Annotated in this window: 11 protein-coding genes and 2 tRNA genes; 6 read left to right on the top strand and 7 right to left on the bottom strand. The window is 76.9% G+C overall.

Features of this window, described 5'->3' with window-relative positions:
- Nucleotides 1–10: 10 nt before the first annotated feature.
- Nucleotides 11–84 (bottom strand) — tRNA-Met (locus ACFUEL_RS24100).
- A 73-nt stretch (nucleotides 85–157) separates the two neighbouring features.
- Between ACFUEL_RS24100 and ACFUEL_RS24095 the strand changes: the two genes are divergently transcribed.
- Nucleotides 158–604: a hypothetical protein gene (locus ACFUEL_RS24095; RefSeq protein ID WP_380238825.1), complete on the top strand. Its 447-nt coding sequence runs from the start codon at nucleotides 158–160 to the stop codon at nucleotides 602–604.
- A gap of 179 nt (nucleotides 605–783) precedes the next feature.
- Here ACFUEL_RS24095 and ACFUEL_RS24090 read toward each other — a convergent pair.
- Nucleotides 784–857: transfer RNA gene (locus ACFUEL_RS24090), tRNA-Met, on the bottom strand.
- 121 nt (nucleotides 858–978) lie between these two features.
- On the bottom strand, nucleotides 979–2,235 hold the full coding sequence (locus ACFUEL_RS24085) for a PrsW family intramembrane metalloprotease (protein ID WP_380238824.1): 1,257 nt from the start codon (nucleotides 2,233–2,235) through the stop codon (nucleotides 979–981).
- 234 nt (nucleotides 2,236–2,469) lie between these two features.
- Here ACFUEL_RS24085 and ACFUEL_RS24080 point away from each other — a divergent pair, with 234 nt between their 5' ends.
- Nucleotides 2,470–3,015, top strand: a complete 546-nt coding sequence (locus ACFUEL_RS24080) for a hypothetical protein (RefSeq protein ID WP_380238823.1) — start codon at nucleotides 2,470–2,472, stop codon at nucleotides 3,013–3,015.
- 35 nt (nucleotides 3,016–3,050) lie between these two features.
- Here ACFUEL_RS24080 and trmB read toward each other — a convergent pair whose 3' ends face one another.
- From trmB to ACFUEL_RS24065, 3 genes are all read right to left on the bottom strand, one after another.
- Entirely contained in the window at nucleotides 3,051–3,881 is an 831-nt protein-coding gene (gene trmB, locus ACFUEL_RS24075; protein WP_380238822.1) for a tRNA (guanosine(46)-N7)-methyltransferase TrmB, read from the bottom strand.
- A gap of 159 nt (nucleotides 3,882–4,040) precedes the next feature.
- Complete coding sequence (lhgO, locus tag ACFUEL_RS24070; protein WP_380238826.1) at nucleotides 4,041–5,273, bottom strand: L-2-hydroxyglutarate oxidase; 1,233 nt, start codon at nucleotides 5,271–5,273, stop codon at nucleotides 4,041–4,043.
- A 67-nt stretch (nucleotides 5,274–5,340) separates the two neighbouring features.
- A complete protein-coding gene (locus tag ACFUEL_RS24065; protein WP_380238821.1) occupies nucleotides 5,341–6,786 on the bottom strand; it encodes an MFS transporter in 1,446 nt (481 codons plus the stop codon).
- Nucleotides 6,787–7,464: 678 nt separating this feature from the next.
- Between ACFUEL_RS24065 and ACFUEL_RS24060 the strand changes: the two genes are divergently transcribed.
- The 3 genes from ACFUEL_RS24060 to ACFUEL_RS24050 all read left to right on the top strand — a co-directional run bounded on the left by ACFUEL_RS24060 (nucleotide 7,465) and on the right by ACFUEL_RS24050 (nucleotide 10,982).
- A complete protein-coding gene (locus tag ACFUEL_RS24060) occupies nucleotides 7,465–9,546 on the top strand; it encodes an asparagine synthase-related protein (RefSeq protein WP_380238820.1) in 2,082 nt (693 codons plus the stop codon).
- Between the two features lie 80 nt (nucleotides 9,547–9,626).
- Nucleotides 9,627–10,124, top strand: a complete 498-nt coding sequence (locus ACFUEL_RS24055; RefSeq protein WP_380238819.1) for a universal stress protein — start codon at nucleotides 9,627–9,629, stop codon at nucleotides 10,122–10,124.
- A 162-nt stretch (nucleotides 10,125–10,286) separates the two neighbouring features.
- A complete protein-coding gene (locus ACFUEL_RS24050; RefSeq protein ID WP_380238818.1) occupies nucleotides 10,287–10,982 on the top strand; it encodes a DsbA family oxidoreductase in 696 nt (231 codons plus the stop codon).
- Nucleotides 10,983–11,150: 168 nt separating this feature from the next.
- On the opposite strand, the gene ACFUEL_RS24045 is transcribed toward ACFUEL_RS24050, so the two are convergent.
- Nucleotides 11,151–11,591 (bottom strand): NPCBM/NEW2 domain-containing protein, encoded by a 441-nt coding sequence (locus ACFUEL_RS24045; RefSeq protein WP_380238817.1) that lies wholly within the window; start codon nucleotides 11,589–11,591, stop codon nucleotides 11,151–11,153.
- Nucleotides 11,592–11,607: 16 nt separating this feature from the next.
- On the opposite strand from ACFUEL_RS24045, the gene ACFUEL_RS24040 reads away from it, so the two are divergent.
- Nucleotides 11,608–11,858, top strand: a 251-nt coding sequence (locus tag ACFUEL_RS24040; protein WP_380238816.1) for a hypothetical protein, incomplete at its 3' end; no start/stop codon positions are given.

Below are 11,858 nucleotides of genomic sequence, written 5' to 3'. Positions count from 1 at the left end.
TGCTACTGAGTAGCGGGGACAGGATTTGAACCTGCGACCTCTGGGTTATGAGCCCAGCGAGCTACCGAGCTGCTCCACCCCGCGTCGGTGAACACCACCCTACCCCACTCGCGGGGGCGCACGTCCCACCGCGGCGCCCGGCTGCCAGGATGCCCGGATGGTGAACCACGCGGAGTGGGCCGAGATCCGCCGCGGGCTGCGGTTCGGCCAGCGGCTCAGGGGAACGGTGACGGCCGTCCCGCGCCCGGGAGCGATCGGGGTCTTCGTCGACGTCGGCCTGCCCGTCGGCGGCTTCGTCGACGTCCTGCTGCTGCCGCTGGACGCGGAACGCTGGCCGCGCGAGGGCGACGAGGTCGAGTTCGAGGTCTGGTGGGCCGACGAGCGGCCGCAACTGCGGCTCAAGCCGGCCGACCCGCGCCTGCTGAGCGAGGACTTCCCCCGCCGGCAGGCCGAGCACCGTCCGCACTGGCCCGAGCCGGGGACGGTCGAGCAGGCCCTGCGCGCGGAGTCCGAGGCGACCGGCCCGGTCCGCACGCACGCCGCCGCCGAGGAGGACCGCTTCGCCGGCCGGGGCCCAGGGCCGGGGCCGGACGATCGGACGTGAGCTGTTGCCGCTCGGCACCGGCGACCGCGGCGAGACCCGCCCGGCCTCGGACCGGCCGACCGCCTTCGGCCCCGCCCACGGGAGGTTGACGGAGAGGGGCTCGACCGGGAGGGATGAGAGGCGGCCCGGACACGGCGAAGGCCCGGAGGCTGGTGCCTCCGGGCCTTCGTGCTACTGAGTAGCGGGGACAGGATTTGAACCTGCGACCTCTGGGTTATGAGCCCAGCGAGCTACCGAGCTGCTCCACCCCGCGTCGGTGAACACGACTCTACGTGAGCCCCGCCGGAAAGGGAAATCCATTTCCGACCAGGGCGACCAGACCGACCAGACCGACCAGACCGACCCGGACGACCTGGGCGACCGGGCCGCCCGGCTCAGCCCGGACGGCTCGGCTGCCGGGTGCGCCGGGTCTGCGCCCACACCGCGAAGCAGACCAGGGCGGCGAAGCACGGCACCATCACCAGGCCGTACACCAGCAGGAAGCCGTCCGTGCCGAGCCCGGCGGCGGCGTTCCACACCCCGTGCAGGCCCATCGCCAGCAGCAGGCCCAGTGGCGCGCCCAGCCGGGCCAGCCAGCGCCGGCCGGTGGTCAGGGTGAGGGCGAGGCCCAGCCCGGTCAGCGCGGTGAACAGCGGGTGGGCGAACGGCGAGAGCAGCGCCCGCAGGACGAAGGTGTGCACCGTCCCGTCGAAGTCCCGCAGGCTCGGGGTCTCGCCGAGGCCGATCGCGTCCAGCCGGGCCTGCTGGTCCGCGGTGAACGCCCGCCCCAGGTACAGCGCGTTCTCGGTGAACGCGAAGCCGCAGGCCGTCGCCCCGCCCAGCACCGTCCCCGCCGCCAGGGTGCGCGGGCTGGACCGGGCCCGCTGGCGGCCCGCCGGGGCCGGGCGGAAGTGCGCGGGGCGGCCGGTGCCGGGGCGGTGCCACAGCAGGCGCCGCCACCGGCCGCACGGGCGGCCCTCCTCGCAGCGGTGCCGCCGCCGCAACGGCAGCAGCAGCACCAGCAGCGCCGACCCCTTCGCCACCTCCTCGATCAGCGGCGTCGCGAACTCGGCACCCAGCGTCTCCCCGCGCGCACCCCGGTGGGCCACCAGGAAGTCACTGGCCCAGCCGTTCGCCAGGATCGCCACCGTGGTCGCGGCGCACGCCCCCCAGGCCAGGCAGAACAGGGTGTGCCGGACCGGCACCCGCGCCGTCCGGTTCAGCCAGGCCAGCGCCCCCAGCACGAACGGCAGCGGCAGCAGCGCCAGGCCCAGCCCCACCAGCAGCCCCGTCGTCCCGGTCTGCCGCTGCACCAGGCGCAGGATCAGCACCCCCGAACCCGCCAGCGCCAGTGCCGCCAGCGCCGAGGACAGCGCCGGGCGGCGCAGCGGCCACAACCGCCGCCACAACGCCGGCGCCTCGACCGGTGCCGGCACCGGTGCCGCGCTCGGCACCGGGGCCGGGCCGCTCTGCTGGCCCGGGATCCGCCCGCTCAGCGCCGGGCGGCGCGGCGGCCGACCCGGAAGCAGCCCGCCGGACCGGCGCGCGGTCGGTCCGGGGAGCGACCGAAAGCCGGTGGGGGACGGGGAATCGGCGGCCGTGGCCACCACGGGCAGGCCGGGGGACGGCTTGCCGCTGGGCGGACTGCTCACCTGCAGCAGCGTAGGCGAACCCCCTCTCTCCGGGGGAGGGGTCGGAACAATACGTACTCGCAGGGTGACCGATCGTCAGCGGAACGGAACCGCCCCCACCGCGCCCGCGGACCCGTGACATCCGTCATGTCGAGCCGGTGACGGCAGTTCCTGGGGTGGGACCGGCCCCGGCGGGCACAGTGGTGACCACCGCGGGGGAGCCCCGGGGGCGGGGACGACAACGGGGGAGACACCATGAGCGGCACCACGATCACCGCGATCACGACGACCGTCCGCACCGGGCAGGCGCCCGCCGAAGCCGAACTGCGGCCCGCAGCCGAATTGCGGCCCGAGGCCGAACCGCGGCCCGAGGCGCCGGAGGTGCCGGGGGCGGCGGAGAAGCCGAGCGTGGCCGAGATGCGGCTGCCGGTCTGGTTCTTCGGCTTCGAGGGCGCCCTGGCCGGGGCCTTCGACCTGCTGCGCGCCGCCCCCTCGGCCTGGCCCGCGCTGGTCGCCCTGGCGGTCCTCAACCTCGGCGTCTCGCTGACCCTGATGCGCCGCCGGCTCAAGCTCGCCAAGCTGCTGTGGCGCGGCAAGGGCACCCGCAAGGTCGCCCTCGGCCTGGTCGGCCTGCGACTGGGCAGCCACCTGGTGCTCGGCCTGCTCGGCACGGCGGTGAGCACCGCCCTCGGGCACGTCCTGTTCGCGCTGGTGATGGGCACGGTGACGGTCGTCCTGCTCGCCCACGTCCAGCGGACGGCGCTCGGCGCGCTGGTCGCCGCGGGCAAGGCCACCGCCTGAGCGGCCCCGCCCGGCCCGCGGGGCCACCCGCGGGGTCAGCGGCGGCGGAACAGCAGGTCGTGCACCACGTGGCCCTTGGCCAGGCCGGCCCGCTCGAACTTCGTCACCGGACGCCAGTCGGGCCGCGGCGCGTACCCGGGCACGCTGCCCGCCGGGTGCTCCGCCGGCTCCAGCCAGCCCGAACCGTCACCCTCCGGGTGCAGGTTCTCCAGCTCCGGCGAGGCCCCCAGCACCGCCAGCATCTGCTCCGCGTACGGCTCCCAGTCGGTCGCGCAGTGCACCAGCGCGCCCGGGGCCAGCCGGGGCAGCACCAGGTCCAGGAACGAGGACTGGACGAGCCGGCGCTTGTGGTGCTTCGGCTTCGGCCACGGGTCCGGGAAGTACACCCGCAGACCCGCCAGCGAGGCGTCCGGCAGCATGTCGCGCAGCAGGATCACCGCGTCGCCCGCCGCGAGCCGGACGTTCTCCGAGCCGTCCCGCTCCAGGAACTGCAGCAGGTTGCCGTGGCCCGGGGTGTGCACGTCCGCCGCGAGGATCCCCGCGGACGGGTCCGCGGCGGCCATCGCGGCCGTGGTGTCGCCCATCCCGAAGCCGATCTCCAGCGTCACCGGACGGCCCCCGAACAGCACCGGCAGGTCCAGCGGGGTCCCGTCGATGGCCAGCCCGAACCGCTCCCAACCGCGGTCCAGTGCGCCCGCCTGCGCCTTGGTCATCCGGCCGCGGCGCGGCTGGAAACTCCGGATCCGCTGCTCGCGGTGCTGGGCCTCGGTGGCCTTGTGCGGGTACATCGGCGCGGGGTACGCCGCCGGGGCGGCGGAGAGCCGGGCCGACGCGGACAACTGGGTGCTGGGGGCGGAGGAGGTCACAATCGCACCAGTCTAAGGGAGCCCCCGCGAGCCCCGGGGGCGGGAACCCGAGGCCGTGAGGAGACCCACTGCGCACAGTTCCCCGCGCGCCCGTTTCCGCACCACCCCGCCGAGCCCTCCGGCTCCGCACCGTCCCGCCGAGCGCGGCGGGCCTCGTTCTCACTCCGCCCGTAGCGCCGCCACCGCCCGGCGGGCGACTTCGCGGCCGATGCCGAGCGAGGCCGTCGCCGCCGGGGAGGGGGCGTTGAGGACGTGGACCAGTCGGCGGGGGGAGCGCGGGTCGGCCGGGTCGAAGCCGGCGAAGGCGAAGTCGTCGAGGAGGGTGCCGTCCCGGGCGACGGCCTGGGCGCGGACGCCGGCGGTGGCGGGGACGAGGTCGGCCTCGGCGACGGCGGGCAGCAGGCGGCGGACGGCGGTGGTGAAGGCGCGCTTGGAGAGCGAGCGGTGGAGTTCGCCGAGTTCGTAGCGCCAGTGCCGGCGGGCGATCGTCCAGGTGCCGGGGAAGCGCACCGTCTCGGCGAGGTCGCGGACGTTCAGGGTGCGCCAGTCGTAGCCCTCGCGGGCCAGCGCGGGCACCGCGTTGGGGCCGACGTGGACGTCGCCGTGGATGCCCCGGGTGAGGTGCACGCCGAGGAACGGGAAGGCGGGGTCGGGGACGGGGTAGACCAGCCCGCGCACCAGCGACCGCCGTTCGGGCGCCAGTTCGTAGTACTCGCCGCGGAACGGGACGATCCGCACCCCCGGGTCGTCGCCGGCCAGCCGGGCGATCCGGTCGCTGTGCAGCCCGGCGCAGTTGACCAGCACCGCGCAGCGGATCTCGCCGTGCGCGGTGGTGACGGTGACGCCGTCCGCGCGCCGGGCGATGCCCAGGACGGGGGTGTTCAGGCGGAGTTCGGCCCCGGCCTCGCCCGCGAGGGCGGCGTAGCGGCGGGCCACCTCGGGGTAGTCGCAGATGCCGGTGGTGGCCAGGTGGAGGCCGGCGATGCCGGTGACCTCGGGTTCGTGCGCCCGGATGCCGGCCGGGTCGAGTTCGGTGAGCGGGATGCCGTTGGCCCGGCCGCGTTCGGCGAGCGCGGCGAGGCGGGGGAGTTCGGCGGGGTCGGTGGCGACGATCAGCTTGCCGGTGACCTCGTGCGCGATGCCCTGCTCGCGGCAGAACGCGACCATCTCGCGGGCCCCGCCGGTGGCGTACCGGGCCTTGAGCGAGCCGGGCCGGTAGTAGACGCCGCTGTGGATCACCCCGCTGTTGCGGCCGGTCTGGTGGGCGGCGGGGGCGCCCTCCTTCTCCAGCACGGTGACGCCGGTGCCGGGGTGCTCGCGGGTGAGGGCGTACGCGGTGGACAGTCCGACGATGCCGCCGCCGACCACCACCACCTGGACGTCGTGCTTCAATCCCGCCACCCCTCGGTTGTGTGAGACCGCTCCGGTGGGATGGTGCCACGGCGGGGCCGGGAACGGGTCACGTCGGCGAAGCGGCCAGGACCAGGCGGGCGCGTTCGGTCAGGTCCTTGACGCGCTGCTCGTTCTGGTAGGGCTCCAGGCGGCGCAGGAGTTCGACCATGTACTCGCGGCTGCGGTGCGAGGAGATCCGCCCGGCGACCTCGACGGCCCGCTCCCCGGCGGCGACCGCCGCGTCCAGGTCGCCCGCCTCGGCCTCGGCCATCGCGGAGACCACCAGCCGCAGGCCGTGCGAGCGGACGTAGCCCTCGGTGGGCCGGGCCAGCGCCTCGCGGGTGAACTGCCGGACCTTCGACGGGACGCCGAGGTCGCGGAAGCACTCGGCGGCGTCGGCGGCGAGGCGGTCGTAGGCGAAGAAGTCGATCCAGGTCGGGTCCGGGTCGCCGGGGCGGGCCCGGTCGAGGGCGGTCTCGGCGGCGGCCAGCGCGGTGCCGCAGGCGGCGGCGTTGCCGGCCTTGGCGTGGGCGCGGGCCTCGACCAGGTGGAAGAAGCTCATGGTGCGGGCGGTGGCCAGGCCCCGGTTGCGCTCCAGGGCGGCCTGGGCGAGGTCGACGGCCTCGTCGGGGAAGGAGCGGTAGGCGGCCTGCAGGCTCATCGAGGCCAGCACGTACCCGCCGAGCGGGACGTCCCCGGCGGCGCGGGCCAGCCGCAGGGCCTGGATGTAGTAGCGCTGGGCGGCCTCGTGCTGGCCGGTGTCGAAGGCCATCCAGCCCGCCAGCCTGGTCAGTTCGGCGGTGGCGCCGAACAGCGCCCGGCCGACCGCGTCGCTGTACGAGGCGAGCAGCAGCGGGGCGGCCTCGACCCGCAGGCACTCGGGGACCATCGAGGAGCGCCAGTCGCCGCCGCCGTACTTGGAGTCCCAGCGGCGGGCCTCCTGGGCGGCCTCGCGGAGCTTCGCGGCGTCCGCGTGCCCGACCCGCCCCCGGTGCCCGGGAGGTGCCCCCCGGCCGGACGGGTCGGGGACGGCCTCGCGGGCCACCGAGCCGTCGGCGGGCGTGATCAGCCAGCGCGAGACGGGGGTGGCGTACGCGGCGACCGAGAAGGTGCCGGCCAGGCTGTCGCTCCACCGGCCGCCGCCGGGGCCGCGCCGCAGGTCCAGGTCGACCCGCCACAGCTCGGTGGCGGAGCGGACCGCCTCCGGCACCTCGCGCGGGAACTCCAGGCCGAGTTCGGGCGTGGGGTGCGAGTCGGCGAGGCCGATCTCCTCCAGCGGGACGGGGCGGCCCAGCTTGTTGCCGAGCGCGGTGGCGATCAGGTGCGGCACCGGCCGCTGCGGGACCATGCCCTTGGTGACCCAGCGGGCCACCGAGGTCTTGTCGTAACGGAGCGTCAGGCCCCGTTGCGCACCAAGGTCGTTGACCCGGCGGGCGAGTCCGGCGTTGCTGATCTGGGCGAGTGCGAGGAGTGCCCCGAGCCGGTCGTTCGGCCCTCGTGAGCTGACGGTCATGGTGGCGGTGGCACCCCCTGGCGACGTCGTGCGCGGAGTCGTGCGCGGATGGCGGCGAGCCGCGGTGGCGGGGTACGCCGGCGGATTGCTTGCACCTAGCGTAGTCGCCCGCGTTCCGAGGGTTAAGAGGCTGCATTCCGGTTGGCGGGAACGCACCGCGTCCACGGCGGGCGCCCGGACGCCCGGCCGGTGCCCGGCCGCAGTTGCCGGACGCCCGTGCTCCGGTCCCGTGCCCGCGTGCGCCACCCGTGCTCCCTGGCCGCAGCGGCAGGTGGGCGATTCGCTAAAGCCTGTGGATCGGCCCGCCGTCGAGGACCCGGCGGGCCGGGGGAAACGCTGCCTCAATTCCCCGCGGGCAGCTGCGCGTCCGGGAGGGCATGCGGATGCCCTCCCGGGCCGTGCGACGGCTTTCGGCCAACTTCGGCCGGTCCGTGGCGGCCGCGGCCGTCCCCGCGCCGCCCGGCCCGGCCACCGGCCTTGCCCCGGACGGGAGTTCGAGACCCGCACGGACCGGGCCCCGGAGGGGGAGGCCCGGTCCGTGCGTCCTGCCGCACCAGGTGCCCGAAAGCCTGGCGCTCAACCGCCCCATCGGTGGCACGATGTCTCCTGACGGCGCGCCAACCCCGTACGCCCGCCCCGGGTTCCGCCGCGCGCCGCGGCACCACAGGTGGAGGCGCGATGCGGTGGCTCACCGGCTGGAGCGGCCTGAGCGCCGCCGACCCGGCCCTCGCCGCGGTCCGACCGCTGGCCGGCACCCTGCTCTGGGGCGGGCCCAACCCGCTCTGGGCGGTCGGCGACTGGCGCCCCGACGAACTGCGCCTCGCCGTGCTCCGCCCCGGCGGCCCCGCCACCGTCCGCGGCGGCCTCGACCCGGCCGACCCGGCCGACAGCGCCGACCGGGACACCCCCGCCACCCTGCGCCTGGCCGTGGCCGGCCGCTGCGGCGCCACCGACCGCGAACTCGCCGACGGTCTGGCCGCCGCCCGCGGCGGCGCGCTGCGCCACCTCACCCACTGGCCCGGCAGCTACACCGTCGTGCTGCGCGCCGGCACCCGCTCCACCGTCCTGCTCGCCGACCTGTCCGGCGCCCAACCGGTCTTCCACACCCCGTTCGCCGGCGGCACCGCCTACGCCACCGCCGCCCTCCCGCTCGCCGACCTGGTCGGCGCCCCCGTCGACACCGCCCACCTGGCCGCCCGGCTCGCCACCCCCGAGACCCCCGAGACGCTCGGCGACCGCACCCCCTACCGGGGCGTGCGCCGCGTCCCGCCCGGCCACGCGCTGGGCATCCGGGGCGGGCGGGCCGACCGCACCTCGTACCTGGACGACCCGGGGGAGGAGCGCGCCGAGGCGCCCGCCGTCCGCGAACTCACCCGCGCCCTGCTGGAGGCCGTCCGCTGCCGGGTCCGCGCCACCGCGCCCGCCGACCGGCCCCGGCTCGGCGTCGACCTCTCCTACGGCACCGCCTCCGCCACCGTCGCCCTGCTCGCCGCCGCCGTCCCGCTGCCGCCCGGGCCCGGCGCCGGCACCGGGCCCGAGCGGTCCGCCGCCCGCACCGGCGCCGTCAAGGGCTCCTGGGCCCGCCGCGCCGAACCCCCCGAGCCCGAGACCCTGCCCGCCGTCACCCTCGGCGACGCCGAAGGACTCGCCCTCGCCGTCCACGCCCCCCGGCTGCGCCACCTGGTCGTCCCGCCGGTCGCCCCGTACGCCGACCTCGCCGACCCCCTGGCCGGGCCGCTCACCGACGAACCCGGCCCCGCCCTGGTCGACGCCGCCCGGCACGCCGCCGCGCACCGGGCCGGCGGGGCCGACCACCTCACCGGCCACGGCGCCCGCCAGGTCCTCGACGGCCACCCCGCCCGGCTCGCCGACCTGGTCCGCTCCGGCCGCTCCCTCGACCTGCTCACCCCGCTCGCCGCCCTGGCCGGCGCCGACCGGGCCACCGCCGGCGCCCTCACCGGCACCCTGCGCACCCCCGTCACCGTGCTGCGCGCCGCCCGCCGCCTGGCCCGCGCCCGCTACGCCGACGCCCTCGACGACCTGGCCCTCCAACTGACGCTCCGTCAGGAACCCGCGCAGAAGCGGACGGTGGGCCACGCCCTGGCCGCCGACCTCGCCTGGCACCGCCCCGGCCCCGCCGCCCACCTGCTCGCCGACGAACCGCTCGCCGCCCTCGCCCAGCACCTGCGCACCGCCGCCCGCGACGGCGCCCCCACCGAACCCCCCGGCGCCCGCCGCGCCCGCCTCGCCCTGCACCGGCACGCCGCCCACTACCGCACCCTGGTGCAGGCCACCGAACAGCACGGCCAGCGCCTGCACGCCCCCTTCCTCGACAACCAGGTCGTCCGCGCCGCCCGGCTGCTCCCCGACGACCTGCGCCTGCAACCCGGCGCCCGGCACGCCCTGCTTGCCGCCGTCCTGGCCGGCGCCGGCCGCACCGACCTGCCCGCCGACTGGGGCCGCGCCCCGGGCCCCGACCCGTACGACCCCGTCCGCCGGGGCCTGCGGGCCGCCGCGCCCGCGCTCACCGAACTGCTCGACCGCCCGCTGCTCGCCGAGGCCGGACTGCTCGACGCCCCCGCCGCCCGCAAGACCCTGGCCGCCGCCACCGACCCCGCGCAGAGCGCCCCGCCCGGCACCCTCGCCGCCCTCGCCGACCTGGTCTCCGTCGAACTCTGGCTGCGCCGGCTGGCCGCCCGCCGCCCCGGCTCCTCCTGGACCGGCCTGCCCGCGCCGCGCCGCACCGCGATCGAAACCTGACCGCCCGGGTGCGCCTGCGCCGCCGCCGGCCCCCCGCCGGTTAGCGTCGGAGCCCCCAACCCCCGTACGGAGCACGCGCCATGACCGCCACCCTTCCCGTCAGCCACGACGCGCCGCCGCCCGGCAGCTCGGTCCTGGTCGGTTGCGACGGCTCGGACGCCGCCCTGTGGGCCCTCGACCGGGCGATGACCGAGGCCGAGGCGCACCGCCTCCCGCTGCACGTCCTCGCCGTGGTCAACCCCTCGCCGACCGGCTACCCGCCCGGCATGGCCGACCTGGTGCAGGAGAGCGTCGAGCGGCTGATCGAGAGCATGTCCGACGGCCTGCGCCGGGCCGTCGCCACCGTGCAGTCCGCCCGCGCCCGCCCGTACGCCGGGCAGCTCACCCTGCACGTCGTCCTCGGCAACGTGATCGACGTCCTCCTCCGGGCCGCCGGGGGACGGCACACCCTGGTCGTCGGCACCCGCGGCAACGGCGGCTTCTCCCGGCTGCTGCTCGGCTCGGTCAGCACCGCGGCCGTGCACCACGCCACCTGCCCGGTGCTGGTGGTGCCCGCGCCCCCCGCCGAGGAGGACTGAGCGGGGGCCGGGCCGGGGCCGGGCGGGGCCGGGCGGGGCTTGAGCTGGGCCTGAGCAGGGACTGAGCGGGGACGGCCGGAATGCCCGGGGATGGTTGAGCGTTCACCTACCGTCGAACGGCCGTCCGGCCCCACCCAGACCCCGACAGGAGCACGTCCCGCCATGAAGGTCGAAATCTACTCGGACATCGCCTGCCCCTGGTGCTACGTCGGCAAGCGGCGCTTCGAGCAGGCGCTCGGACAGTTCGAGGGCAAGGACGGCGTCGAGGTGGTCTACCGCCCCTACCAGCTCGTCCCCGACGCCCCCGAGCAGGCCCGCCCGCACCGCGAGTGGCTCACCGAGCGCTACGGCCCGCAGGCCCTCGCCATGGACGCCCGGATCACCGAGGTCGGCAAGGGCATCGGCATCGACTACGACTTCGACGCCGCCGTCGAGGTCAACACCTTCCGCGCCCACCGCCTGCTCCACCTCGCCGAGACCGAGTACGGCGCTGCCGTCCAGGCCACCCTCAAGGAGCGCCTGCTCAAGGCCCACTTCTCCGAGGGCGTCGACGTCGGCGACACCGAGGCGCTCGCCGACCTCGCCGCCGAGACCGGCATCGACCGCGACCGCGCCGCCGCCTACCTGGCCGGGAACGAGGGCGAGGCCGAGACCCGCGCCGCCCTCGCCGAAGCCCGCGCCATCGGCGTCACCGCCGTCCCCACCTTCGTCTTCGAGGGCCAGTGGGCCGTCCAGGGCGGCCAGGAGGCCGAGACCTTCCTCCAGGTCCTCCGCCAGGTCGAGGCCGAGACCGCCAAGCGGATCACCCCGCTCGCCCCGCCCGCGGCCACCTGCGAGGACGGCACCTGCGCGGTCTGAGACCCGCGAACGCGAAACCGGGGGCGCGGGGAACTGCGCGGGCAGCCGAGCACGCGCAGCCGGATCGCGACGCAGGACGAGAGCTTGCACCATCTCGCGACCACGCTGACGTGCTCCTCCTGCTGCGCGCAGTTCCCCGCGCCCCCGGTCTCGCCTCGGCGCAGCGGTTCAGCAGGTCAGCCGGGCCTGCGCCCAGTCCGCCAGGTCGACCACCGGCACCGAGCCGCGGACCGGGGTGACCACCAGGCGGATGGACGTCTGGCCGTCCAGCTCGACGTGCACCGGGACCGGCCGGTCGTCCGGGGACATCGGCGGGGAGCTCCACAGCACCCGGCCGTCGCCGCCCTGCACCGAGAACACCACCTCGCCGTACGTGACGCCGAAGTCGTCCAGCCCCGCGACGGCGTCGAAGGAGCGGCAGGGGCGGTTCAGGTCGACCGTCACCCGGGACGGCACCCGGGCCGCCAGCACGTGCTGGTAGCGGGTGCCGTGCAGCCAGGCCGAGGGCCGCTGGACGACCTGTCCGCCGCCGCGGATGGTCGGAGTGCCGGCCGCGGCCCGGTGGCCCCGGTCCAGCGGCACCTCGTCCAGCCAGAACTGCTTCGCCACCGCCACCACCGACGGAGTGGGTGACGGGGACGGCGTCGGCGTCACGGTCGGCGTCGGCGTCGGGGACGGTGTGGGCGACGGCGTCGGCCTGGGCGACGGGGCCGGCGGAGGCACCCGCTTGACGGGCTTCGGGGACGGCGTGGGCGACGGCGTCGGCGTGGGGGACGGCGTCGGGGTCGGCGTGGGCGTCGGCGACGGTGTCGGCCGCGGGGCCGGCGGCGGAGTCTCCGGCGCGGCGGTGACCGGCGGCGGGGGCGGTGCCGCCTG

The organism is Kitasatospora sp. NPDC057198, from assembly GCF_042670125.1.
Taxonomy (GTDB): domain Bacteria; phylum Actinomycetota; class Actinomycetes; order Streptomycetales; family Streptomycetaceae; genus Kitasatospora.
Note: the sequence above shows the minus strand (reverse complement) of the source record. Positions and strands in the feature narration are given on the sequence as shown.

Bases quoted from the DNA above. Each gene is read 5' to 3' on its own strand.
- ACFUEL_RS24095 (WP_380238825.1), top strand. From the start codon at position 158: ATGGTGAACCACGCGGAGTGGGCCGAGATCCGCCGCGGGCTGCGGTTC.
- ACFUEL_RS24080 (WP_380238823.1), top strand. From the start codon at position 2,470: ATGAGCGGCACCACGATCACCGCGATCACGACGACCGTCCGCACCGGG.
- ACFUEL_RS24065 (WP_380238821.1), bottom strand. From the start codon at position 6,786: ATGACCGTCAGCTCACGAGGGCCGAACGACCGGCTCGGGGCACTCCTC.
- ACFUEL_RS24060 (WP_380238820.1), top strand. From the start codon at position 7,465: ATGCGGTGGCTCACCGGCTGGAGCGGCCTGAGCGCCGCCGACCCGGCC.
- ACFUEL_RS24055 (WP_380238819.1), top strand. From the start codon at position 9,627: ATGACCGCCACCCTTCCCGTCAGCCACGACGCGCCGCCGCCCGGCAGC.
- ACFUEL_RS24050 (WP_380238818.1), top strand. From the start codon at position 10,287: ATGAAGGTCGAAATCTACTCGGACATCGCCTGCCCCTGGTGCTACGTC.